Consider the following 22,016-nt stretch of genomic DNA (forward strand, 5'->3'; position numbering starts at 1 on the left):
ACTAGTATAGTTCATATTTCGTGAGATATTTTTCCTAATTAAGCAGCACGATCGGAAAATACGAAAACCCTCTTTTACCACAACGATGTGTGATGAAAGAGGGTTTTGGATGAGAGAGTAATCAACCAATGATTCGAATCACTCCAGAATTTGTTTCACATAGACTGCAGGTGCAGCCAGAAATTGCTCAAACGTGCACAATGTACCGTGTTCCTGATGTTCTATGTCGGCATAACCTATCATTTTCCTGCTCGGGTTCCAGACAATCAGTATGTGAGAATACTGATCCAGATCAGAGGATAAGCGGAGCAGCTTTTGCCTTCCCATCTTCATCTCGACCGTGTCTGTCAGCGAAAAGAATTCAATATGCCTTACTCCTGCTGGGTGCTCTGGCAGTTCAATTCTATGCGGGCCTTCGGTTAAAAATTGAATTACCGATGCTGGAAGCTTGTATGATTTTAATGCGTGCAGTTTATTACTCCGATTATGGAATTGTTCAGGCTCATGTGCCTTCAAATATGCTGCCATCTCCGTGTTTTTCTGACTAACCGCAATTGTATATGCCCGCTCTCCATCTTTCTCCTGTATCGTTACATCTGCACCTTGTTCCACCAAATATTGCACCATTCGCATGTTGTTCTGACGTGCAGCTGTGGTAAGGGGTGTCGCCTTATACGGATAAACCATATCCGGTTCGTTGTAGTTGATATCCACACCCTCCTGCAGCAGGTATTGAACAGTCTTCATATCATAATCCGACACTGCTTTGCGCAGCGTTCCGCCGCCATATTTACGAATATCCAGCCCGAGTTCGTGCAGCACTTTGATATTCTTTTTATTTCCATTGTATGCTTCGTCATATGCATTTGATTTTACGTGATTTACTCCCTCTAACCGGGCTCCCTGTTCATGCAGATAACGAATTACATCTGCTCCGCAATAACGCACAGCGTAAAGGATGGCGGGATTCTCCTTAGCATTGAGTGCAGCCCCTCGCTCCACGAGCAGTCTGACAACCTTGGGCTGATTACAGATCAATGCCAGATGAAGCGGACTAAGTTCGGTATGCCTGCTCAACACTATTTTTTCTTCCAAGTCCATTCCATGCTCTAAACATGCCTCAACTCCTTCAGTATTCCCTTGGTAGATCGCTAGAGCTTCATCTGGCAGTGTTTTAAACGTTCCTTGATTACCGATTTTATACAAAACTTGTCCCTCCTGTCGCAAGGATAAAAATAAGTTCGAGCTAATACTGATTATATTCTCATAGTTTACTTTACGTTTAATAAACGGCTTGTTTCTTGAGACGCTTCCATGAGTATGCTAACATAGTGGGCAGCTGTTCATGGTTCCATACAAAATACACAAGCTTTCACAGAAAGGACAATATGAATCTTTCAACCCTTCACCATACACTGGAGCACCTCATTCCGCCACTCGATCTGCGAAGCTGTCTGGTCAGTGTGCGTGGAGAGATCGTTTACAAACATTATCGCAATTCAGAAGCCGAGACACATATCGCTAAAATCAATTCATGTACCAAGAGCTTTATCTCCGCGCTCATCTGTACTGCCATGGATCAGGAGCTGCTGCCAGCGGCAAACACACCGATCTCCACCTTTTTCCCGCAGCTCACATCTGACCCTGACCCTCGTAAACCAGCCATTACGCTGGAGCAGCTGCTTACGATGACAGCAGGTTTTAACTGGGATGAGTTCGGCGGGCAGAACTCTTTTCCACGGATGACACGAACAGATCATTGGGTTAACTTTGCTTTGGAACAACCGCTGCGCCATGAACCAGGCACCCACATGGAATATAATTCTGGTGTGTCTCAGATGCTGTCTGCCATCTTGATGCAGCATACAGGCATAAGCACAGCAGCATATGCCGAGCGTTATCTCTTTGGTCCACTGGCTATTGACAATTATGAGTGGGAACATGATCCTCAAGGTGTGCACACTGGCGGATTCGGCCTGAGACTGCTGCCTGCTGATCTGCTCAAATTCGGACAGCTTTACCTTCAGGAAGGAAAATGGGAAGGTAAACAGCTCATTTCCAGCCAACTCGTCAAACGTTCGACACATCCCTTCGTCACTGTCTCTCCTCCGAATCATGGCTGTTATGGCTGGCACTGGTGGGTGGATCAATATGTGCCTCAAGACGAGACCCGAAGCGTGAATCTGGACCTTACCCACAACCCGGCATGCCGACAAACCGCTCCAGAAGGTCGTCAACCACTTCACTATTTTTATGCCAGAGGCTTTGGAGGCCAATATGTATACGTCGTTCCGGAGCTGGAGCTGGTGACTGTACTGACAAATGACAAGCGCAAGAAGGAAAAGCCACCAATCGATGTATTCCCGCGATTGATCGCTCCCGAGCTGTGGCAGCTTACTCGCTTGTTCGAATAAACCAACTATAAATCTACATACTGACCACTTATAAGCCCTTATCTTCCCTCTTCACTGCTGTTAAGCAAAAAGCGGGAAAGCCTAAGGGCTTTTTACTTTTCTTTGCATAGTAGGAGCCGTTATATCCAGTCTCGAGGACAGCTCAGATCCTTATCGCCTATCTCAATGCTTCCTCTACAGCCAGCGTAACGGGATAAGGCCCAGACTCCTGATTGGATATGACCACCAACTGCACACCATGCTTTGGATATACTCCGGACATAAACGAAACGCCTGGATCAAAACCCATCACATGGCATTTAAATATTTCCTCTTCCTGCAGTTCCAGCCATATCCCCAGACCATAATATTCCGCATCCTCATCATGCGCGTGTGGTGTTAACAAGTCACGGGTCATCTCCTCGCCCAGCAGCTTGTGTCCCAGCAAGGCATCCCAGAAACGGATTATATCCGGTGCAGTAACATAGGCCCCTCCATCTGACCCCCCTTGTACGGGAATAGAGAAGATATTGCTTGTCCATGTCCCGTCCTCGGCATCAATATACCCAATAGCCGTATTGCGCGGAAGCTGATCCGTCAGGAAATAACCCGAATCTACCATACCGCACCGTTTGAAAATATGTTCCTCTACATATTTCGTAAATGAAATACCTGTATGCTGTTCCACAACGAGTCCCAGCACAATGAATGCCGCATTATTATAATGGAATCGCTCCCCGGGAGCGGACTTCATCGGCAAATGCTGAAACATCGGCAGAAAGTCACGCAGCTGCCGCATTCTGTATACGGGTCTGTCTTTCCATAATTCTGAGAAATCGTCCATCACTTCCTCATCGAAATAGTCCGGAACACCCGAAATGTGCGTCAGCAATTGATGAATCGTGATTTCCGGGTCCCATGCAGAGAAAGGTATGTTTAAAACATCTTTTAATCTGGACTTCAGCGAGAATTTCTCCTGTTCAACCAATTGAAGTATACTGACAGCTGTGAACAGCTTGCATCCCGAAGCGATGCCAAAACGTGTGTTCACTTCATTCAAACGTTCGTCACTGCGATTCGCATAACCTCGCGCAAACTGTATAAGCGTTTGACCGTTATGTTTACAGAGCACCACACCCGAAAAATCCTTTTCTTCCATCAGCTCTCTGACTTTTTCAGTTAAGATTGCTTTATCCAGCATCTCGAAGAATTCACCTCCGCTTTCCAATCATCAAATTATGCATTTGGCGCATCAGACGCTCTCGCATGAATCAGATAATATAATGTGAGATAGATGGTGAGAAGAAACAGCCCGAAGAACATACAAAAAGCCAACGATGGCCGGCTTACACTTTCGTGCATCAGTCTGATTAACATCTCACGATTCGTTAATGCATCCCAGCTGTTTAACCGGTACACACGCCCAAGCAGCACGCCATACCCCGCAAGTGCTGTTCCTCCGAGTACGAAGACCCATGATGCTGCACGTCCCCATCGTTCATAGATGACTTCCTGAATCTGATACATGGATAAGAACCCCACTAATAACCCTGCCCATACAAACATCAGTACGACAACCAGATCATACCAATAGTTAAAATTCACACCGTTTCCTGATAAATATCTGGAACTCCTTGACGTCAGATGAAGTAAATCCGTCACGATATATGAAGAGTTCGGGAAAAACAGCAGCCACACCATCGCACTTGGCAGTGCAAACCATAAGGCTCCCTTCCACTTCGATCGATGCAATCCATAGGTTATCGACGAGAACAGAAAGGGAATCCAGCCCAAAAACAGATTCCAGATCAGGAAACGAAAGTACCGCTGATCGAGCCATTCGGCCGCTGCATAGTACAATCCCAGGGTGACGACTGTAACTGCACTAAGAAAAATAAACATGTGCATATAATTCAATTTTTTCAAAGCGTACAACCTCACTTGTCTCTAATCGTTTAAGTAAAATATGACATAAATTCAATGCTTTACATCCTACTAGCATCATACCATGTCCGAAAGTAGAATCAAATTATGGATAGATTAGTAGAAACAAACAAACGTAAATACACCATCTATTCAAAACAAAAAAGCGACTGTCCTGTTCCCAGGATCATGCCGCTTATTTCAACTTGCAACTTTGACTTCACGTCACACCATCTGCGGGGTACACGGAAACCAGTTTCTGAGGATTCACAACCAGATACACCCCATTAATTCGCTCCCCTGCAGCGTCCATCTCCAGACATATTACTTCAGACAGCTGTCCTTCGTTCATCAAGGCGAGCTGCAGTTCACCGTTAACGCAAACCGGCTTCCACTCCCTCTCTCTCAACGAAACAAGCACTCGTGGAGAGGTCAGAATAGCAAGCACTCCTCGGTGTACTCGCATGGTTCTCATAATCGTTTGAACTACGCCGCCCCCATCCGCCGTGAATACAGGCGTGTCAGCAAGCAGCTCCAGCATGGCTGCAACATCATGCTGAAGAAACGCCATAGTGAAACGGCTGAGAACCTCTTCTTTAGCCTTCCAATCCGCATAAACCTGTTCTATTACAGGAAGTACTTCGGGCAGATTACGTCTGGCACGACTATAGATCTGTCGACAGTTACTCTCCGTTTTCCCAAGCCAACCTGCGATCTCCGAATAATCATGCTCAAAAGCTTCACGCAGTACAAAAACAGCCCGTTCCATGGGAGACAGACGTTCAAGCATCACCAGGTAAGCATACGAAATCATTTCTTTCTGCTGCATCATTTCCTCTGGTGTATTAGTCATGTCATGCATACCCAGCGGTTCGGGAAGCCATTCCCCCACGTAATGCTCTCTCTGGTTACGCGCAGAGTTCAGCAGATTCAAACAGCGGTTTACAATGAGTTTTGCGATGTAAGACTTGGGGTTATGAATATCCGGCTTGGGCATACTATGCAGCCCTGTGAAGCAGTCCTGAACGATATCTTCCGCCTCTGTCACAGTGCCCAGCATGCGGTAAGCGATGGAGAAAGCATAATTTTTATATCGGTTATACAATGCACCAACATCAAGAGAAGACGTCTCCGGCGTATACTTATGTTGATTTAAACCAGGATCGAGATTGGACTGCATGGGATCGCCTCCCCTAGGTTGGTTCATTTATCGTTTGTCATTTTAGTTAAAGCAGCCAGGGTACATACCTGTCGTTATAGCAATCCGGTTCCAGCTGTTGATGGAGTTGACGGCCATAATCAGGTTAACGACTTCCGTTTCACTAAAGTACTCACGAACTTTATTGTACAGCTCAAGCGGAACTCCTTGTTCCGATATCCGCGTGACAGTCTCTGCCAGTTCAAGCATAACACGCTGTTTGTCCGTAAATAAAGGAACTTCATGCCATACACTCAACAATAGTATATGATCCCCATAATCGCCCAGCTTCATCAAATCCTTGGCATGCATGTCCAAACAAAAAGCACAGCCGTTGATCTGTGACACGCGGATTTTTAACAGCTCGTATAACACCTTATCCTCGAACTGTTCGGATACATACTGTTCCATCGCCATCATGGCTTTGAATGCACCGGGGTTTGCCGCTCTGTAATTCATTCTTAAATCCATTGTTCATTCGCCTCCATCATTTGGTCTACATACTGAAGACAAACAGCACCTACGTTTTGTGACAACTCTTTTGAAAATAAATAATAACTATGCTAAAAAGCGACGAATAAAAGATTTCGGTTAAATTTGATTCCAGACCGACCCAGTGAAGTTAAGGCACTACGCTTCTGATTAAACTTTCATTTTATCACGAATTAAATATCAATGTTATTGACCACTGGAATAATAAGGAATATAATGAATCTAAAAAATGGAATAAGGAGGTATAATTGGTGAGTGAATTACAAATACAAGAAATCACCAGCTTAGATTATCTTGTACAAATGCTTGAAATGGCATATCGAACCGAACAAATGGAGCGAGTCATACATATTGCAGATCACCTATATTCGTGCACAAACGACGTATATACCCAGACCCAATCCCTTACTGCTAAAAACAAAAAAAAGCGAATTTCGATTAACAGACCTCTTGTTTATTATTTTGGGAAATCACATCTAATGAAAGGACTGGCTCTGCAAAAACTGGAACGGTATCAAGAATCTCTAAAATGTATTGATAGATACCAAGAGCTCGGATGGTTTATTGGACTGGATACAGAAGGAGTAAATGTTGTCGAGAATTTCCGAAATTTCGCTAAGGCGAATCGGTATGCGGTCCTGATTCTAATGGGGCATAAAGATGTGCTGGAAGAATATATTGCGTTTCTATTAGACCATCCAGAAGAAATTATCCCAGAGTGCATTACAATACTGGAAGCCGCAATAGTGCACGGCTGGAAAATAGAAGAAGATCTTAAGAAGATCCTGCCTCTCAATGAACCATTTGCGATGCTGGAGGAAGCTGAGAATGTTGGTCTTTACGTTCATTATATGTATTGTCTTGCTTTGTATAAAATAAGTCTGTGTAAAAACGATGCAATAGATGCATTAATTAACGGTATTGCAGTTTCTTGTAGAATAAACTTGGAATCCGGATTTCGTAAGTGCTGCGTACTATTTGAATCTTTGAGATCAGAAGCTTCAGAGAAGCAAATTACTCAATATAAAAATATACTGAGAGGGGCTCTTAGCAATGAAAAAAACTATGCTTATATTAGCTGTCATGTTTAGTTTTGTACTCATCTCCTATACAGGGACAAGCACTACAGCAACTAATACAACTTATAATCACGGTTCTGGCTACTAGTTTCCAACCAAAAAAGCATCGAACTCCTTCAAACAGGAGCCGATGCTTTTTTTGGTATTTCATCTTCCAGAAGTATTATCATCCGAATTCAGCTGTACTGGAGGTTCCGTATAATATGGACAACCTGGTTCGTGAATAATTCGCGGATCCACCCAAGTTCCCCAATATGGATGACGATTCACGTAAGGGGCCATATTAGGCTGCTGCATGTTCGGTTGAACATTAGGCAGCATGTTGGATTGGATGTTTGGTTGAACATTTGGCTGGGTGTTTGGTTGGATATTAGATTCGATAATCGGTTGAATGTTAGGCTGCATGTTAAGAGGTTCGATATTCGGCTGTACATTCGGCCCTATATTAGGCATATGGTTTGATGCAGGGTCTGCATGCGTCTTACAATCTGCCGGCGGGCCGATGATGACCGCTTTTTGAATGGGAGCTAGTGCTTCCTGCACTTTATGTTCATTCAGACAATACGTGTGAGCCAACACATTCGCAGGTGTTAAACGCAAAATATCGGAGCCGAATATCGCCTCAGGCACAGGCGCATCGAAGATTGCCAGCAGATGTGTATGATCTGCTGTGGCCACTTCATAGTGCCACCAGCCTTGAGGTACGTTGGCCGTTTGTCCCGGTGTGATCGGGAAATGAAGCAGTTCACTAGTGAACGGGTTAATGAGGGAAACGACCGCCGAACCACTGATGCAGTACACAAGCTCTGTCGCGTTTTGATGAATGTGGGGTTCGACCACATTGCCTGCACTGAGGAAAATATCCAGCAAAGAACTGTTTCCGAGCGTGTTAAGCTGTTTTACCGAAAGTGCATGAATGTAATTATACTCATCTTTCTTAAAAAGCGGATTTTTGCTCAGATCATACGTAAACTGTGTAGTTGGTAAGGTAAAATCCATGTACGAGGTTGCCAAAATAAAACGCCTGCCCTTCGCTCTCGGTTTAGGTGATAACCCATAACCTCAGCTTATGCCCGGCGCCCAGATTGGTGAGACCATGTAGACGGAATTAAATCCTTTGTGTCGCCGGATGACGTATGCGCATAGGCTGATATCATCCATTCAGACATTGGAGGTTTGTTATATGTCATACGTTCCGGGTCCAACATCAGCCCAGCAGCCTATAGGCTATCCTTACCCTTATTATCCACCGCCGTACCCTTATCCGTACCCCTATCCATATCCAACGGTGTTACCTTTCCCTCTTCCTTATCCCATCGGGGGTCCGGGACCATGGTGGCATAGCGGTTATCCAGGGCATTATCCGGGATATCCTGGGGGTCATCACGGTGGACCGGGAGGCCCTGGGGGTCACGCAGGACCGGGTGGACCAGGTGGTCCCGGCGGGTTCCACGGTCATCGTTTTTTCCAGGGATAAAACCTCAAGGTTTCACGTCTCAACACTGCAGGAGCTGTTAAAACAGTTCCTGTTTTTTTCGATTCAAGCTGCGTCCCTTACCAACCACACCGAATACTAAGTACTCAGTATTCAATCTCATCCATCAGATCCAGATTGCGGATAGACATCCGAAGCAGGTCCGTAAACGAAGAGGTTACGTAATAGACAAAGTCCGGATCATGCACATACATAATGATCTGACCATATGTACCTGCCTCTGCTGGATCAAAATCTAACATCAAATAGAGCGAGCCCCCAGCCATTGTGGCAAAAGGTATCCAAGACGTGTGAAATAAATACGGTTTTATTTCCGGGTCCAGCTGACCCATTTCATCTTCTCCATAATACTCCTCCAGCTTTTCATCCACTTCACAGAAATATTGTTTGGTCTCCCGAATCTCTTCGAGTGACATCAGATAGAAGGGCTGGCATGACCCTTGCTCCGCATCCCCCGGATACAAAACATGCAGACCATACCCACTGCCATCTGTATTACGATAAAAAGCACGAAAATCTTCCGGCAGGCGAACCCCGTACAGCTTCTCCAACTGATTCAGCTCTGCTTCTGATGCCCCTGCCAGATGAAGATATGTTTCATACAGCGCCCGAATCTCTTCATCTTGTATTTTACGGTCCAACAAAGGGTTCAATTGTTCCCTCAGCTCGTTGATAACAGCATCCACTTCAGACCTCATATTCCTCCACCTTCTCCCTCATCCTTACCTTCCTCTGGGCTTCTATCCAGCATGTACTGCTCATATTCCCAAAACGCTTCGTGCGCTCCGCCGTCTTCAATCAAAATCATGACTGCATATGAGAACAGATTAAGCCATTCCTCCATTAACGCAGCCTGCTCATCCGTGATCAGATGATTTCTGCGAAGCATTCCTTCCGGTTCAACCGCCCAAGCTCTTGCGAGATGATTGATACTCCACAGGCAGGCCATTACTTCCCGGTCCAATGCCGAAGTCGAAAGTTCCGGAGCAAGGATGCGCAGTATACGCATTAGTTCGTGGAAGTTCGCTTCAATCAAGTGACCGCGAAAGGGACGCAAACTCCCGAGAAAGCCGTTTTGCATTTTCGGATGATTCACATCATCGTGGGAAAAGGCATGACATTTTAACAGCAGGACAGCTTCTTGAGGTTCCATCTCATCACCCTTTAGCAAAATCATGGATCAAAATGTTACCAGCGCAGCGGCTCTTGTTCACGCCACAACACATAACGCTCCAGTTCACGTAAACTACCTGTGCCAATTCCGTATGCATTCATACGTTCCGAACACAGATCAAGAATGTGCAGCATACCGCCGTATGTACCCACAGCAAGTTTAGATTGTTCAGGTGACACGGTCAGAGAATAGATGGTCGAGCCAACAAAATGACGCCACAGCTCTTGCCCTTCTCGGTTAATGCAGTACAGATAGCCATATGCATCCCCCATCACCATACCTGCTTGAATCTCAACCATCGTATATACACGCGCATTCTCATCCATGATCGGCCATTGTGATTCCTGTACACGATCCGAAATGCTGGCTAACGGAACCTGAATGGTGACCCCGTTGTAGAAGTGGCAGGCATTAAACCAGACAACTTGGCTGTCACGGCTGAATGCCGCGCAGTGCGGATAACTCGATTCCGGCTCCACCTCATACGTTTTGTTCTTCTCCCGATCCAGAACCGTATGGCTGCTCATCTGGCTTCCCCAGGCAATCCATCGCTCGTCATACGATACAGCTGCATGTCCCATGGATAGCTGCGTATCTTCATATTCGTATTCCTGAATCTCTGCGTGATCGGGATGAAGCAGTGTCACCCGCTCCTGCTCTATGAGATAGACTCCGTACTGAGATTGAAGCAGCAGCGCCTGCCCCTGATCCATAGGTATTAATTTTTCAAGCGTCCACTCAGGATGTGCGCAGTCGGCGAGAGATTCGATCTCTGGCATAAGAGCTTTGATTTGATCCCGAATGCTCTGCCAGCGGTAGAATGCAATCCGCTCTCCTTCCAGCCTGCGATCAGGCTTATCAATGACATGCAAACCTTCGCTATCCGCCAGAGCAGCGTAGACACCATCTGCTGAGCAGCCTGCAAACGTATAATCCGGACTGCACCACCATCCCTGCTGATCCATTATGTATACCTGTCCATGATTAGACAGCACTCCTGTATTACATAGAACCGTATCCTCATTCAGATAGCCTGCAGTCTGTACAGCCTGCATAGAATCCTGAAAATGATTGCTCAGCGGCCAGGTTGCCGCGGGCAGTTCTTCTCGAAGCTTTTCCAGATCCCCTTGAAGATTAGCCTGTTTCACCATCTTCATCACTTTAGAACTGATCGAATGACGGGCATCATCCGCCAGCTCGGATTCATCTGGGTGTTCGCCCTGCAGCATTTTGCGCACGAATGTATTGACATCGCGGGCGTACCGCCTGCCTTTATTACGCCACTGTTCTGCTATTTCCGTGTTCAACCAATCCATATAACTCCTTCTCCCTCTGCTGTTCTTTACTCATGCAGGGTGCAGTAATTCGCCTCTAAAAACTGCTGTATCTCCTGTACCTGCATCTGCACTTCCTGCCCATCCGTCATACGTTCATTCTCATAAAACAGGACAATTTCGCGCTCGTATGCGTAATTAAAACGAACATATCCTCCCACAGCTGTTCGAAACAGCCTGCACATATATTCGTCTTCGATGACCAGATCCCACGAATAGCGGGATTGACACAGATCAGCCAGTTCTTTCATCGAAATCCCGTTCTCTTTTCCCGAGAAATTATAAAACACAGATCGCCGTTCCTCGTTCCAAGGTTCGAAATATGCTGGTCTGAAGGGCATGTCTCTGCGGTAATATCCGCAGTAGATTCGGTCAAGAGTGTCAGCGAGCGAACGATCATTAGAGGGCCACACGGTAATCTGTTCATCATGCCGCGGAAGCCAGATCAGTCCGTCCACATCTGCATGTACAGCCAGGAAATCTCCATCGACTGAACTGCCGATGCTGATACATTCCTGCAGCTGGTCCTGGCTGATGACCGTTTCCTCTGAATGCTCCCATAAATCGTAGTCCGCAAATGGTTTTAACACTTCAGGGTCAGGCCGCTGAATATTCATCCAGCCCGAATAAGTTCCTTCTCCGTACTGCTGTAACCAGCGTTGATAAGCCGAGGGCAGACGTGCGGATTGCTCTTGCTCCACCTGCTGCAGTTCCTGCTGCGGGACAGGCTTTAACATACGAGACACGATGTACATTCGGAATCAGCTCCTAATCATAGTTCTTTCCGGGCCTCGGGTAACGGGTTAAGCCCAAGCGTTTCATCGGATCATTCGACAGCAGTACATCAGGCCAATTCTTCTTGTACGATCTCCGTTTCAACACCTTTACGATTGCGAATGCGAATGGCAAAAGCATCATAACCATTACGTTTGACTTCATTAAAATGCACGCGCTCACCTGTAATCAGTTCGTACATCCCGTCTTCCTCAACATCTTCACCGAATTCTTCATCCCATGGCACGTTATAAAATGCCGTCAAATGCACTTCAAATGTATCTTCCCCCTCAACGTCAAGATAAGGACGCAGCTGCCTGTTGTTCACTTCTTCTTCGGGATACGTCTCACACAACATCGCATCATAACCGTGTTTTGCCGCATCAATCAGCAAATATCGTTCACCTGTAACGGTATGTTCTGCATAAACGAGCAGCGGTGTCATATCATGCCACAAAATCAGATCATCTTCATCCAGGTCACCATAATAAAAAATATGAAACTGATCATGTCCATCCTGCGTCTGCAATTTCCCCTGCCATTCCACTTCATAAACCAAGCCCTCTGTATCACGCTTGGTCAGCCCTTCAAGGTATAACGGCCCATGCAGTACACCATACATATTCATCATTTCGCCTCCCTTTTGTTCATGTGAATAGTAACCACTTTATGCTCTTCATCCACTGTCAGCTTTACATCGATATTAAGCTTCTCACGAAACAGAGCTGTAATATTCAGATATGGGTCACGAGCTGCTTCCGTGCCTCGATTGCTCGTCCGGCTCATGCCTTGATGAATGATCGATTTTACCAGATCGTCATCCCCCTTACCTGTTTGTTCATAAGTATAGATGACCTTTCCCTCACGGTCAGTAAGCGTCAATAACGTAACAAAGTCATTAGCATTGCTGTATTTGTTTTCACTTCGCACATACATATGATCGCTTTGCGAGTAGTCAATCTGGCCGGCTAAAAACGGGTTATTTCCCCCCGCTTCAACCTCGTACTCCTTATAAGCCAGTTGAAACAAATACTGCAGACCGCTCATGTCAATACGATAATAGAGCTGACGATCCTCCCCTCGTTTGTCCATCGCCGCAAAACCGCTGATCAGCGGCCATGTCTGATAAGATTTACCTTCGACATCCACAGCAACGGCATAACCCGATAACACCTTTTCTTTTTGAAATACGCCATACGTCTCCATAATAAAATAAGCAGGAATACACAGCATGGCAAAAATCAACAGAAAGACACTAAACGTAATTCGCTTATTCATCTTTTCTTCCCCTGTTCTTGATCGTTATCTTTCTATCTGACGTTATGCTGCATTTTGGTCAATACGCGGGTCACAGCTTCCCTGTTCTTGGCCTCCTTGATGTATGCGGGGATACTGTGTGATGCCGTCTTCTGAGATCTGCCCCCATATTTCACACGCAAATCAGCAGATACATACTGCAGAAGATAATTCAGATGTTTCCGATTGACAGCCCAGATCTGTTTGCCTCGAATATAATCCAGAAAATACAGTTCCAGACCAAAAAGCGGGTCTCTGCCCTTTTGAATCTCCCGATAATAACCTCGATTGACCTGGCTTTTATGCAGCGCAGCCTGATTGGTTGCCCCGCAGTGTGGACATGTAATATGTACCAGCGGATGGGGTGTCATTTTCTCATCGGTTACCAGCACACTAAACCACCGCTCACATACAGCACAGTACCCCTTGGCTGCATACTCGTAGTCTTCTTCTTTGACCGCATGAGTGTAACACTGGCTGCATCTCCACTGCACTTTTCCATTAGAGCGCTCGATATAAGCATAACCGCCGCATTCGGGACATTTGACATCAATTCGCTCTCCGCGGTTGAGCACAAAGAAATAGCTGTATTTGTATGCCCCTTCGTCTTCGAAACGTTTCACAATCAACCTCTCCTTTCATTGAACCTTTTGCCGAGTCAGCCATTCCATCCCACATTGTTCCAAATAAACCGTTAATAAAATTATATGAAACTCTTTACCCAAGCACAACAAATGCAGGCTCACCGGCTCAAAATAACATCCATAGTCCTACACAAATGTGTGCTCCGTCACACCCGTCAATCCTTCGATATCGTAATCTAAACTTAAGAGATTATTTATTCCTTCATTTATTCACTCACTTTTTGTGAAAATCATCACTTGCATGCCGGAAGGTTGTGATTATATGTTCTCATTCCCCAACATCTACAAATACACGCTTATCCTAACGATCTTCACCGCAGCGCTCTCTCACTGCAGTTCACCAAGCAGCGCTCCGAACAGTCAGCATAAAGAAGAGGCTTTCTCCAGCTCTGCACCAAGCCAGCCGCCCGTTGATCCGATCATCCGCAGAGAGGGCCATACCGTTTATATTGAAATGACCGCACAAGTGACTGATATTGAAATTTCGAAAGGGGTCATTTACAACGCCTGGACCTTTAACGGCACTTCCCCCGGACCCGTCCTGCGTGTGAAAGAAGGCGACACCATCGTCTTTACTTTAAAAAATAAAGATACCCGCATGAACCACTCGATGGATATGCATGCCGTCCATGCTTCTCCAAGCCGTAAATTCATTGATGTCATGCCCGGAGAAGAAGGAACCTTTACCTATCCGGCCACTTCTCCGGGGGTATTTATGTATCACTGCGGAAGCAAGCCGACCCTTGCCCATATCGCCAACGGGATGTACGGCATGATCATTGTGGAACCCAAGGCGGGTTACCCTTCGGATCATCTCATTGATCGCTCCTACACCCTTGTACAGAGCGAATGGTACAAAGAGCATGATTATAATTCATTTTTGAATGAGGAACCGGAATATGTAGTTTTTAATGGCAATACCTATACCCTCAAAGAACATCCACTGCTTGCCAAAGCAGGAGACACCGTGCGCATATACATCAGCAACGCGGGTCCGAATGAAGTTTCTTCCTTCCACGTTGTTGGTACGATGATGGACAGGGTATACACGGATGGAAATCCAAGGAACATCCAATATGGTATTCAGACAGTCATGCTTCCTGCCAGCGGAGGAGCTGTTGTCGAGTTTACCGTCACCGAGGAAGGCGATTATCCCATCGTAACCCATCAATTCAAACACGTAGACAAGGGTGCTTCTGCCGTGCTTCGCGTCACGAAAGATGGCAAAGACCACGGTGGTACAACCATGTCTCATTAAACCGGAAAGCATCTGCAAGAATCATATTCAAACATCATTCTGATGTGCGGCTATCTGCCATTGGAATACGAAGAGGTGACGAAGAGATGATTTGTGAACATGACCGAAATGATGCCTGTTTCTCCAAAGTTTCGCTTTTTCAACATCTGGAGCCTGAGGACGCTTCACTGCTGACCTCCCTTCTCCATACCCGAACCTACCATAAAGGAGAATATGTCGTTCAGGATGGCGAGCGTTCAGATACTCTTTTTGTGATACATCAAGGCAGCGTAAAGCTGTCCAAATATAACGAAAATGGCAAGGAGCATATTATCCGGTTTTTGTTTTCGGGCGATTTTTTCGGGCAAAGTTCACTGCTGAACCAGACACCGCATCACGCCAATGCAGAAGTTCTTGAACCCTCATCGATATGCTCTATTCACAAACAGGACTTTGACCAGCTGCTTGAGCAGGATCCTAAGCTCGCTTATCATTTCCTGCTTGCCATAACAAGTCTGTTAAGTGAAACCGACAAGTGGAATAGTTCTCTCAGCGCAATGACCACGAAGCAAAAAATTGCCAAACTGCTCCTCGATTTCCATACCCGGAATCATGAAAACCACGATCTCCGACTGCCGGTATTCAAAAAAGATATGGCGCTGCTTCTGGGAATCACACCCGAGACGTTAAGTCGAAAATTAAATGTCATGCAGCACCAGAATCTGCTTCAAGTGAACGGGAACGAAATCCGGATTCTGCAGCTGCAGGAATTGAAAGATATGATCTTTTGATGCTTTGATCACCATCTAGGATATGTAAACGATTTAACCAGTGTTGTGAGTATCGTCACAGTGAACCTCAGGTTTACGGTATAAAGTGAATACAAGAAAAGAATTTTCAGGAGGCTAACCTATGACTACCGTCGTTAAAATGGACAAACAATTGATTATGCATAAAATGCAGGAGCTCTGCTCCTTGCTGTTACAGGATGAAGGCTACAAGGAGATGCGTGCAATGATCGACCAGTTTGCCGCAGATGAGCAGGCGACTGAACAGTATGAACGCTTTATGGAGAAACATCAGGCACTCGAAGAGAAAGAACGTCAAAATATTGAACTGCTCGAATCCGAGATTAAAGTTTACGAAGAGGAAGAACGCGCGCTTTATGATCATCCGCTGATTCGCAGATTTATCTATGCGCAGCGCGAGTTCAGTCAACTGCATCAGCAGATCAGCACCTATTTCACAAAATCAGTCGAATTAAACCGTCTGCCCGAAGCTAAAGAGCTGGGAAAAGAAGCCTGCGGATGCGGCGGAAACTGCTCTGGTCACTAATTTCTCTGTAACCTATAAACGATATCCGCCTATAAATAAAGAGTATCCCTTCAGAATGGCTCTGAGGGGATACTCTTTGTCTTTACCTGTTACAAGTTGAAGTTATCAACGTTTGACGTTACTCGTGTTTTGTTTTGAAGGTCTCGACGTATGTTCCCAATTAGATGTCCAGCAGCAGTGACACAAGCAATCCCATAGAAGCGATCAACCCTACAACAGGGCCTCCTTCCTCAAAAGCCTCTGGCATCATCGTTGAGCAGAGCATGGCTATGATGCCTCCGCCGGCAAAGGCTCCGATCGCTGCGCCCATCTCCTTCGGAAGCTGTTCCAGAAACAGATATCCCCCGAGTGCGGCAAGTGAAGAGATCAGCAGTACACCGAGCCACATCAATAAAATTTTACCTTTGCTGTACTTGCTGTTCTTCAGTCCTGCCGTACTGGATAACCCTTCAGGAATGTTGCTGACAAAGATGGAGACCACGAGCACCACACTTACTCCGTTACCGGCCAGCAAACTGGCCCCCAGCATGATCGACTCGGGAATTGCATCCATCACTGTGCCTGCGAATATCCCGAGACCGCTTTGCTGGCTTGAATCCTTCCTGCTGGAACGTTTCCGATTAGACCCGCCTTTAGCTGAGATGAGCAGATCAAACAGCGTATATACCACTGCCCCTGCAGTAAAACCAATAGCTGTTGGCAGCATGCCTCCATCGTTCAGTGCATCTCCAAGCAGCTCAAACGTTGCTGCACCAATCAGCGTTCCTGTCCCGAAAGCCATTATCCAGCCGATAATCCTTTTCGGAATCTTCATAAAAAGTGCAGCAAGCGCACCGATAACCACCGCCGAGGCGGAGATGCCGCCCCACATAAACGCAGTCCACATTCGGGTAGGCCCCTCCCTTGTTCCAGTTTATTTATCTCCCATTAACCTCTGCGGGCAGATCAAAAACAATTACCGGAAATGTGCGGACTTCTTTATCATTCCATGTCAATTCGATGACGGTGTGACCTATGTCACCTGATGTGGACTTAAATCACGTTATGATAAAATGATGCCATCTACAGCAGAATGAACCAGAGCAGGAACTGCACGGCACCAATAATCTCGATCATCCCCACCTTCATGGGACGCAGTGTATGGCCTGCATAACGAAACGCCCGCGCAGCGGAATAAACATAGGCCAGCCCCATCCATGGGTACCCAACGATAGCCGGAATGAATAAGAGTACAACATGGACAAGACGTGACAACCTGATCCAGCGTGGATTGCTGCGTTCCCTAAAGACGGATTTCACAAAGAACGTACTTCCTGTAAAATGTAAAAAGGAAAATAATACAACGATGACCATTCCGTAATCCCATTCACCGCTGCCGATCAGATAAGCTGCCGCTCCGCCAAGCGAAAACACCAGCATCGCACACAGATCATTAGTCAGGGATCTTTCTGCCTTGTGTTTCACATGCCAAATGTTCACCAGCAGCAGTCCAGCCAGCATAGGTCCAAACCACAACAGTGATGATTGACCAATAACAGCCGGGATGAGACAGACTAGGGCAATCGTGCCGTATATGGCTGCCCATGTATATAAACGCGGCCGATTCGCATTTCGTTTGAGTGATTGCAGCAGGGGATAAGCCGTCAAATACAGGCCAAGCCAGGCCATAAAAAGCGGCACATGAAGCCACTGGGGACTGCTCGCCGCCACACCGACGAAAAAAGGCACACTCACCATCGCCCATCCGCCATGCTCATGAGGGATAACGATTGGTTTTAAGTTTGTACTCGCACTGCTTTTCAATTCAATCACGACCTCCTAACCGATTTATCATTACGAAATTAGGCTTTTGATCTTTGGAGAACCAAAGATATGAACATCAAATAAAGAGTTTAAATGTAAACGTTATTGAGAGGATGGATTCGTATGACCAGGGTTAATAAAGAAAACGCAGCGGAATTTCTGCAGCAGTTTCCTATTTTCCAGGACCTGAGCTCAGAAGAGTTGAAACAGGTTGAAGAAATCGCCATATCCCGAAGCATCAACAAAAAAACAGTGATTTTTAGTGAGGGCAGTGAGAAAGAAGCCGTGTTCTTCATCCGTACAGGTATCGTCAAAGCCTACAAAACGGATGAGAACGGACATGAACAGATTGTCTCTTTTCTCAAAACAGGCGATATGTTTCCACATACCGGTTTTTTCAACGCGCATCCATATCCCGCTACGGCTGTGGCGATTACACCAACAAGTCTGCTGGCAATCCCCGTCAGACAATTTGAACGGCTAATGCTCAGCACACCTTCGATTGCTATTAAAATCATGCGTGTGCTTGGCGATAAAATCCGTGAATTGCAGGATAAGCTGCAGGTGCTTTCCGGACAGGATGTTCGTAATCGTGTGCTCTCCTTTCTCCTTATGCTCGCAGAGCAGCATGGTCAGCAGCAGGCGGATAAGGTCGTTATTAATCTGCCTATGACACACCAGGAGTTTGCCAATTCGATCGGAACAACACGAGAAACTGCCAATCGCCTGCTGAACCAGCTCGCGAAGGATGAGCTGCTGGAGGTTGATCGCAGCCGCATCATTATTCATAACCTGCCAGCTCTAAAAGAACAGCGAGACGCTTGAGCATTACGAAAAATTGCCTTTCGCTTGTGAAAAAGAGACCTTAACTACTGTACATCAAGTTAAGGTCTCTTTCTGTATGTTGGATCACCTTTTCAACAACTGTTCCGTTACCATTACCTGCTCAGGCAAGCGTCAGGTCAGGCTTGCTCATATCACTGAACATTCCCGCGTAATATTTGATTTCTCCAGCCTCATTACGGATCGCAGTAATACTGAGCCACTCCTGATAGACCTCACCGTTTTTCTTCCGGTTCCAGATCTCGCCCTGCCAGTATCCTTTTTCACGCAGCTCCCGCCATAACTGATCATAGAACTTTTTATCCTGCCTGCCTGATTTCAGCATACTTGGCTTCTGCCCTACCGCTTCTTCAGCCGTGTAACCTGTAACTGCGGTAAAGGCCGGATTGACAGAACGAATGACACTGTTCGTATCCGTCACGAGAATGGCTTCAATCGTGTTCTCCAAAATGCTGGCAGACAGCTGCAGCTTCTCCTGATAGAACATCCAGATCACAAGCACGAGACTTACCAGTGCGATCTGGGATAAAGCCATGAATCCAATCGCATAATGACCTGTCATGCTGTACAGCAGCGTCAGCATCAATGGAGGGAAGAAACCGCCCAAACCACCCATTGCCGAGATCATGCCGTTCGCGATACCTGCTTGTTTAACGAAATACATCGGTACTAATTTGAAAATCGTACCGTTTCCCGTCCCTGCACAGAGCGCAACAGTCAGACAGCCCACCGTGTAAATATAAAAGGATGGCGCGAAGGATAATACAATTGCTGCCACAGTCAGCCCGCCGAACACAAACATCAATATTTTAAATGGATTAAATCGGTCTCCCAGCCATCCGCCCACCGGACGCATGATCGTAGCCACCAGAATGAATCCTGCGGTGCGAAGTCCTGCATCGACCTTATCCATCTGGAAATTGGTCACGAGGAAGTTCGGCAGGTAGACGGTGAACGCCACGAATGAACCAAACGTCAGGAAATAGAAGAGACACAAGAGCCACAGCTTATTATTGCGTGATACGTCTTTTAGCTGCTGCATCAGAGGAAGGGTGACACGAGTTTCTTTTTTGTCTCCCAAAACAAAATTCAGCACTGCCATACCAATTAAAAGAATGCTGTAAAGCAGCACCGTTTTCGACCAGCCCACATGGGCAGCAACCAGAGGTGCCCCGAATGCGGAAAGTGCCGTCCCCAAGTTACCGATACCATAGATCCCGTTCACGAAACCGTGGCGCTCTTTCGGATAATACTTCGGCAGTGAGGTTACACCGACTGAAAATACAGCCCCTCCGATCCCGAGGAAAAATCCGCCAATGACCAGATCACTGAAGGATGCTGCGCGGCTTACCCACCATACTGGAGCCAGTAACAGTACAAAGCTGATCATGAAAATGTTACGCGCTCCATATCGGTTCGTCCAATACCCAATCGGAATACGGGCAATCGAACCGATCAAGACTGGAATGGCCGTCGCCCAAGCCAGCTGCGATGATGTAAGTACGATATCTTCTTTAATGAAGGGCATGAGTGAAGACAGAATCACCCATACCATGAAACCGAGAATCAGACTTGCCGTTTGCAAGGGCAGTTGAACTTTACCTTTTTGCTGCATTTACATCGCCCTTTCCTTTTTTTGTTCCTGATTCGGATACACTGCTCCATCTCTTCTGCGATACAGCACATAGCTGCGTCTCAGATATCCAAGCGGCATGCTCAGCATGTGAACGAGACGTGTGAATGGGAACACACAGTACAGCACAAATGTGAGCAGGATATGAATTTTGAAGTTCATCGGTACCGTCTGCATTAATGCCGGATCTGGTTGGAAGACCAAAAGCCCCCGCAGCCATGGATTAATCGTTGTACGATAGTCAAAGCCGCTGTGGTTTACCGCATTGGCCGATGTTGCCAGTATGCCGGTCACAATAACAATGATCAGCATCGCAAGTGCCAACCAATCTCCGACGCTGCTTGCTGCCCGTACTCTGCGCGCCGTGTAACGACGTACCAGCAGAATAACCAGACCGGCAAAAGCGATAATACCTGCGGGTAATCCTCCGAATACAGCCCCCATATGATACGCTTCGTCACTTAGACCAATCCAGTGATAAAATTCAATCGGTACAAGCAGTCCGGCAATATGTCCGCAAATCACGGCAAAAATGCCGATGTGGAAGAGTAAACTTCCCCACCGCAGCATACGTTTCTCCAGCATTTCGCTTGATTTCGATGTCCAGCTAAACGGATTGGTTACATATCTCCAGATGGTCGCCGTGACGCAAAACACAATGACCATATACGGGAGAGCACCCCATAACATCAACTCCAGTGTACTCACCGATTGCCCCTCCTCATCAGCTCGACGATCTCGTTCAGACCGCCAAACGGTTGTTTCTGTTGTTCTTGGCTTGGTACAGGGACGTCCGAAACAGACAGCTCGGGCAGCACCTGCAGCATGAGCGTAAGGAGCGGCCCATATGGACTATTCTGTCCTGCGATGCTCTCGGTCATGGTCACCAGCGACTTATAGCAGCTGCCAAGAACACCAATCGCATCTTTCTCAGGTGCCTCGGCAATAAATTCAAGCACCATCGGCAAATAATCCGGCAGCTCGCTGGCTTCCATATAGAAACCAGCTGCTTCATATCTGCGCTTCAAATCAATCAGTGCCGGGCCACGATCCCGCTCATCACCATGGGCCGCATAAGTGAGATAGAGGTTCGATTTTTTATCAAAGTCAAACGCTCGTACATATGCATCCTGCCACTTAATCGCATCAACAGCCTGTGCAGCTCTGGTAAAGGTTAACACGACCTGCTTCTCTTCTTCCTCAGAGATCGAAAGAACGGCTTCCTCTACACCTTGCAATCCCTCTCTCCACTCGGTATCCGGATACTGCAGCAGATAGGAGATCAGTTTGCAGACCATTCGTCTTGTTTCCGTGTCATAAACCGGCTCCACGATGGGTTCTGGATCAATATCAATTGTCATCG

General features: G+C 46.5%; 24 protein-coding genes and 1 pseudogene. 7 read left to right on the plus strand and 18 right to left on the minus strand.

All coding sequences use genetic code 11. From position 1 onward, the window contains the following. Positions 1-138: 138 nt before the first annotated feature. Positions 139-1,206, minus strand: a complete 1,068-nt coding sequence (locus tag MKY97_RS17345; protein ID WP_342551578.1) for an ankyrin repeat domain-containing protein — start codon at positions 1,204-1,206, stop codon at positions 139-141. Positions 1,207-1,388: 182 nt separating this feature from the next. On the opposite strand from MKY97_RS17345, the gene MKY97_RS17350 reads away from it, so the two are divergent. After that, positions 1,389-2,414: a serine hydrolase gene (locus MKY97_RS17350; RefSeq protein ID WP_342551579.1), complete on the plus strand. Its 1,026-nt coding sequence runs from the start codon at positions 1,389-1,391 to the stop codon at positions 2,412-2,414. Between the two features lie 157 nt (positions 2,415-2,571). On the opposite strand, the gene MKY97_RS17355 is transcribed toward MKY97_RS17350, so the two are convergent. From MKY97_RS17355 to MKY97_RS17370, 4 genes are all read right to left on the minus strand, one after another. Next, positions 2,572-3,594: a serine hydrolase gene (locus tag MKY97_RS17355; protein ID WP_342551580.1), complete on the minus strand. Its 1,023-nt coding sequence runs from the start codon at positions 3,592-3,594 to the stop codon at positions 2,572-2,574. 35 nt (positions 3,595-3,629) lie between these two features. Continuing rightward, positions 3,630-4,319 (minus strand): DUF1361 domain-containing protein, encoded by a 690-nt coding sequence (locus MKY97_RS17360; RefSeq protein ID WP_342551581.1) that lies wholly within the window; start codon positions 4,317-4,319, stop codon positions 3,630-3,632. Between the two features lie 217 nt (positions 4,320-4,536). Then, complete coding sequence (locus MKY97_RS17365) at positions 4,537-5,496, minus strand: sigma-70 family RNA polymerase sigma factor (RefSeq protein ID WP_342551582.1); 960 nt, start codon at positions 5,494-5,496, stop codon at positions 4,537-4,539. Between the two features lie 42 nt (positions 5,497-5,538). After that, entirely contained in the window at positions 5,539-5,985 is a 447-nt protein-coding gene (locus tag MKY97_RS17370; RefSeq protein WP_342551583.1) for a carboxymuconolactone decarboxylase family protein, read from the minus strand. A gap of 272 nt (positions 5,986-6,257) precedes the next feature. Between MKY97_RS17370 and MKY97_RS17375 the strand changes: the two genes are divergently transcribed. Continuing rightward, positions 6,258-7,097 carry a DNA-binding protein gene (locus tag MKY97_RS17375; RefSeq protein WP_342551584.1) on the plus strand — a complete coding sequence of 280 codons (840 nt, stop codon included), beginning with the start codon at positions 6,258-6,260 and terminating at the stop codon, positions 7,095-7,097. Positions 7,098-7,568: 471 nt separating this feature from the next. Here the strand turns inward: MKY97_RS17375 and MKY97_RS17380 are convergent. Continuing rightward, positions 7,569-8,084 (minus strand): annotated as a pseudogene (locus MKY97_RS17380) (cupin domain-containing protein); the annotation flags it as partial. A gap of 184 nt (positions 8,085-8,268) precedes the next feature. Between MKY97_RS17380 and MKY97_RS17385 the strand changes: the two are divergent. Beyond that, on the plus strand, positions 8,269-8,562 hold the full coding sequence (locus MKY97_RS17385) for a hypothetical protein (RefSeq protein ID WP_342551585.1): 294 nt from the start codon (positions 8,269-8,271) through the stop codon (positions 8,560-8,562). Positions 8,563-8,666: 104 nt separating this feature from the next. On the opposite strand, the gene MKY97_RS17390 is transcribed toward MKY97_RS17385, so the two are convergent. From MKY97_RS17390 to MKY97_RS17420, 7 genes are all read right to left on the minus strand, one after another. Then, the gene (locus MKY97_RS17390) at positions 8,667-9,278 is read right to left on the minus strand and encodes an SMI1/KNR4 family protein (protein WP_342551586.1); all 612 of its coding nucleotides are present in this window, start codon (positions 9,276-9,278) and stop codon (positions 8,667-8,669) included. Next, positions 9,275-9,733 (minus strand): hypothetical protein, encoded by a 459-nt coding sequence (locus MKY97_RS17395; protein ID WP_342551587.1) that lies wholly within the window; start codon positions 9,731-9,733, stop codon positions 9,275-9,277. The genes MKY97_RS17390 and MKY97_RS17395 overlap by 4 nt, the downstream gene beginning before the upstream one ends. Positions 9,734-9,768: 35 nt before the next feature. Next, the gene (locus tag MKY97_RS17400; protein WP_342551588.1) at positions 9,769-11,070 is read right to left on the minus strand and encodes a hypothetical protein; all 1,302 of its coding nucleotides are present in this window, start codon (positions 11,068-11,070) and stop codon (positions 9,769-9,771) included. Positions 11,071-11,096: 26 nt separating this feature from the next. Then, on the minus strand, positions 11,097-11,843 hold the full coding sequence (locus MKY97_RS17405; RefSeq protein WP_342551589.1) for an SMI1/KNR4 family protein: 747 nt from the start codon (positions 11,841-11,843) through the stop codon (positions 11,097-11,099). An 89-nt stretch (positions 11,844-11,932) separates the two neighbouring features. Beyond that, complete coding sequence (locus MKY97_RS17410) at positions 11,933-12,493, minus strand: hypothetical protein (protein ID WP_342551590.1); 561 nt, start codon at positions 12,491-12,493, stop codon at positions 11,933-11,935. Beyond that, entirely contained in the window at positions 12,490-13,140 is a 651-nt protein-coding gene (locus tag MKY97_RS17415; protein WP_342551591.1) for a hypothetical protein, read from the minus strand. The genes MKY97_RS17410 and MKY97_RS17415 overlap by 4 nt, the downstream gene beginning before the upstream one ends. Before the next feature lie 32 nt (positions 13,141-13,172). After that, complete coding sequence (locus MKY97_RS17420) at positions 13,173-13,781, minus strand: hypothetical protein (protein WP_342551592.1); 609 nt, start codon at positions 13,779-13,781, stop codon at positions 13,173-13,175. A gap of 283 nt (positions 13,782-14,064) precedes the next feature. Between MKY97_RS17420 and MKY97_RS17425 the strand changes: the two genes are divergently transcribed. From MKY97_RS17425 to MKY97_RS17435, 3 genes are all read left to right on the plus strand, one after another. Then, the gene (locus tag MKY97_RS17425) at positions 14,065-15,060 is read left to right on the plus strand and encodes a multicopper oxidase domain-containing protein (RefSeq protein WP_342551593.1); all 996 of its coding nucleotides are present in this window, start codon (positions 14,065-14,067) and stop codon (positions 15,058-15,060) included. Positions 15,061-15,146: 86 nt separating this feature from the next. Then, positions 15,147-15,830: a Crp/Fnr family transcriptional regulator gene (locus MKY97_RS17430; protein WP_342551594.1), complete on the plus strand. Its 684-nt coding sequence runs from the start codon at positions 15,147-15,149 to the stop codon at positions 15,828-15,830. Between the two features lie 121 nt (positions 15,831-15,951). After that, a complete protein-coding gene (locus MKY97_RS17435; RefSeq protein WP_342551595.1) occupies positions 15,952-16,374 on the plus strand; it encodes a YlbF family regulator in 423 nt (140 codons plus the stop codon). Between the two features lie 160 nt (positions 16,375-16,534). Here the strand turns inward: MKY97_RS17435 and MKY97_RS17440 are convergent, their stop codons facing one another. Both MKY97_RS17440 and MKY97_RS17445 read right to left on the minus strand, forming a co-directional pair. Then, the gene (locus MKY97_RS17440; RefSeq protein WP_342551596.1) at positions 16,535-17,260 is read right to left on the minus strand and encodes a ZIP family metal transporter; all 726 of its coding nucleotides are present in this window, start codon (positions 17,258-17,260) and stop codon (positions 16,535-16,537) included. 176 nt (positions 17,261-17,436) lie between these two features. Further along, a complete protein-coding gene (locus MKY97_RS17445; RefSeq protein WP_342551597.1) occupies positions 17,437-18,186 on the minus strand; it encodes a YwiC-like family protein in 750 nt (249 codons plus the stop codon). A gap of 114 nt (positions 18,187-18,300) precedes the next feature. Between MKY97_RS17445 and MKY97_RS17450 the strand changes: the two genes are divergently transcribed. Further along, entirely contained in the window at positions 18,301-19,002 is a 702-nt protein-coding gene (locus tag MKY97_RS17450; protein WP_342551598.1) for a Crp/Fnr family transcriptional regulator, read from the plus strand. A gap of 121 nt (positions 19,003-19,123) precedes the next feature. Here the strand turns inward: MKY97_RS17450 and MKY97_RS17455 are convergent, their stop codons facing one another. From MKY97_RS17455 to narJ, 3 genes are read right to left on the minus strand one after another with little or no spacing between them, the layout of a single operon-like run. Beyond that, positions 19,124-20,635, minus strand: a complete 1,512-nt coding sequence (locus MKY97_RS17455) for an MFS transporter (protein ID WP_342551599.1) — start codon at positions 20,633-20,635, stop codon at positions 19,124-19,126. Next, on the minus strand, positions 20,636-21,343 hold the full coding sequence (gene narI, locus MKY97_RS17460; protein WP_342556372.1) for a respiratory nitrate reductase subunit gamma: 708 nt from the start codon (positions 21,341-21,343) through the stop codon (positions 20,636-20,638). 14 nt (positions 21,344-21,357) lie between these two features. Continuing rightward, on the minus strand, positions 21,358-22,014 hold the full coding sequence (gene narJ, locus MKY97_RS17465) for a nitrate reductase molybdenum cofactor assembly chaperone (RefSeq protein WP_342551600.1): 657 nt from the start codon (positions 22,012-22,014) through the stop codon (positions 21,358-21,360). Between the last annotated feature and the right edge of the window lie 2 nt (positions 22,015-22,016).

Source organism: Paenibacillus sp. FSL R7-0652 (genome assembly GCF_038595045.1).
In the GTDB taxonomy this organism is placed as follows: domain Bacteria; phylum Bacillota; class Bacilli; order Paenibacillales; family Paenibacillaceae; genus Paenibacillus.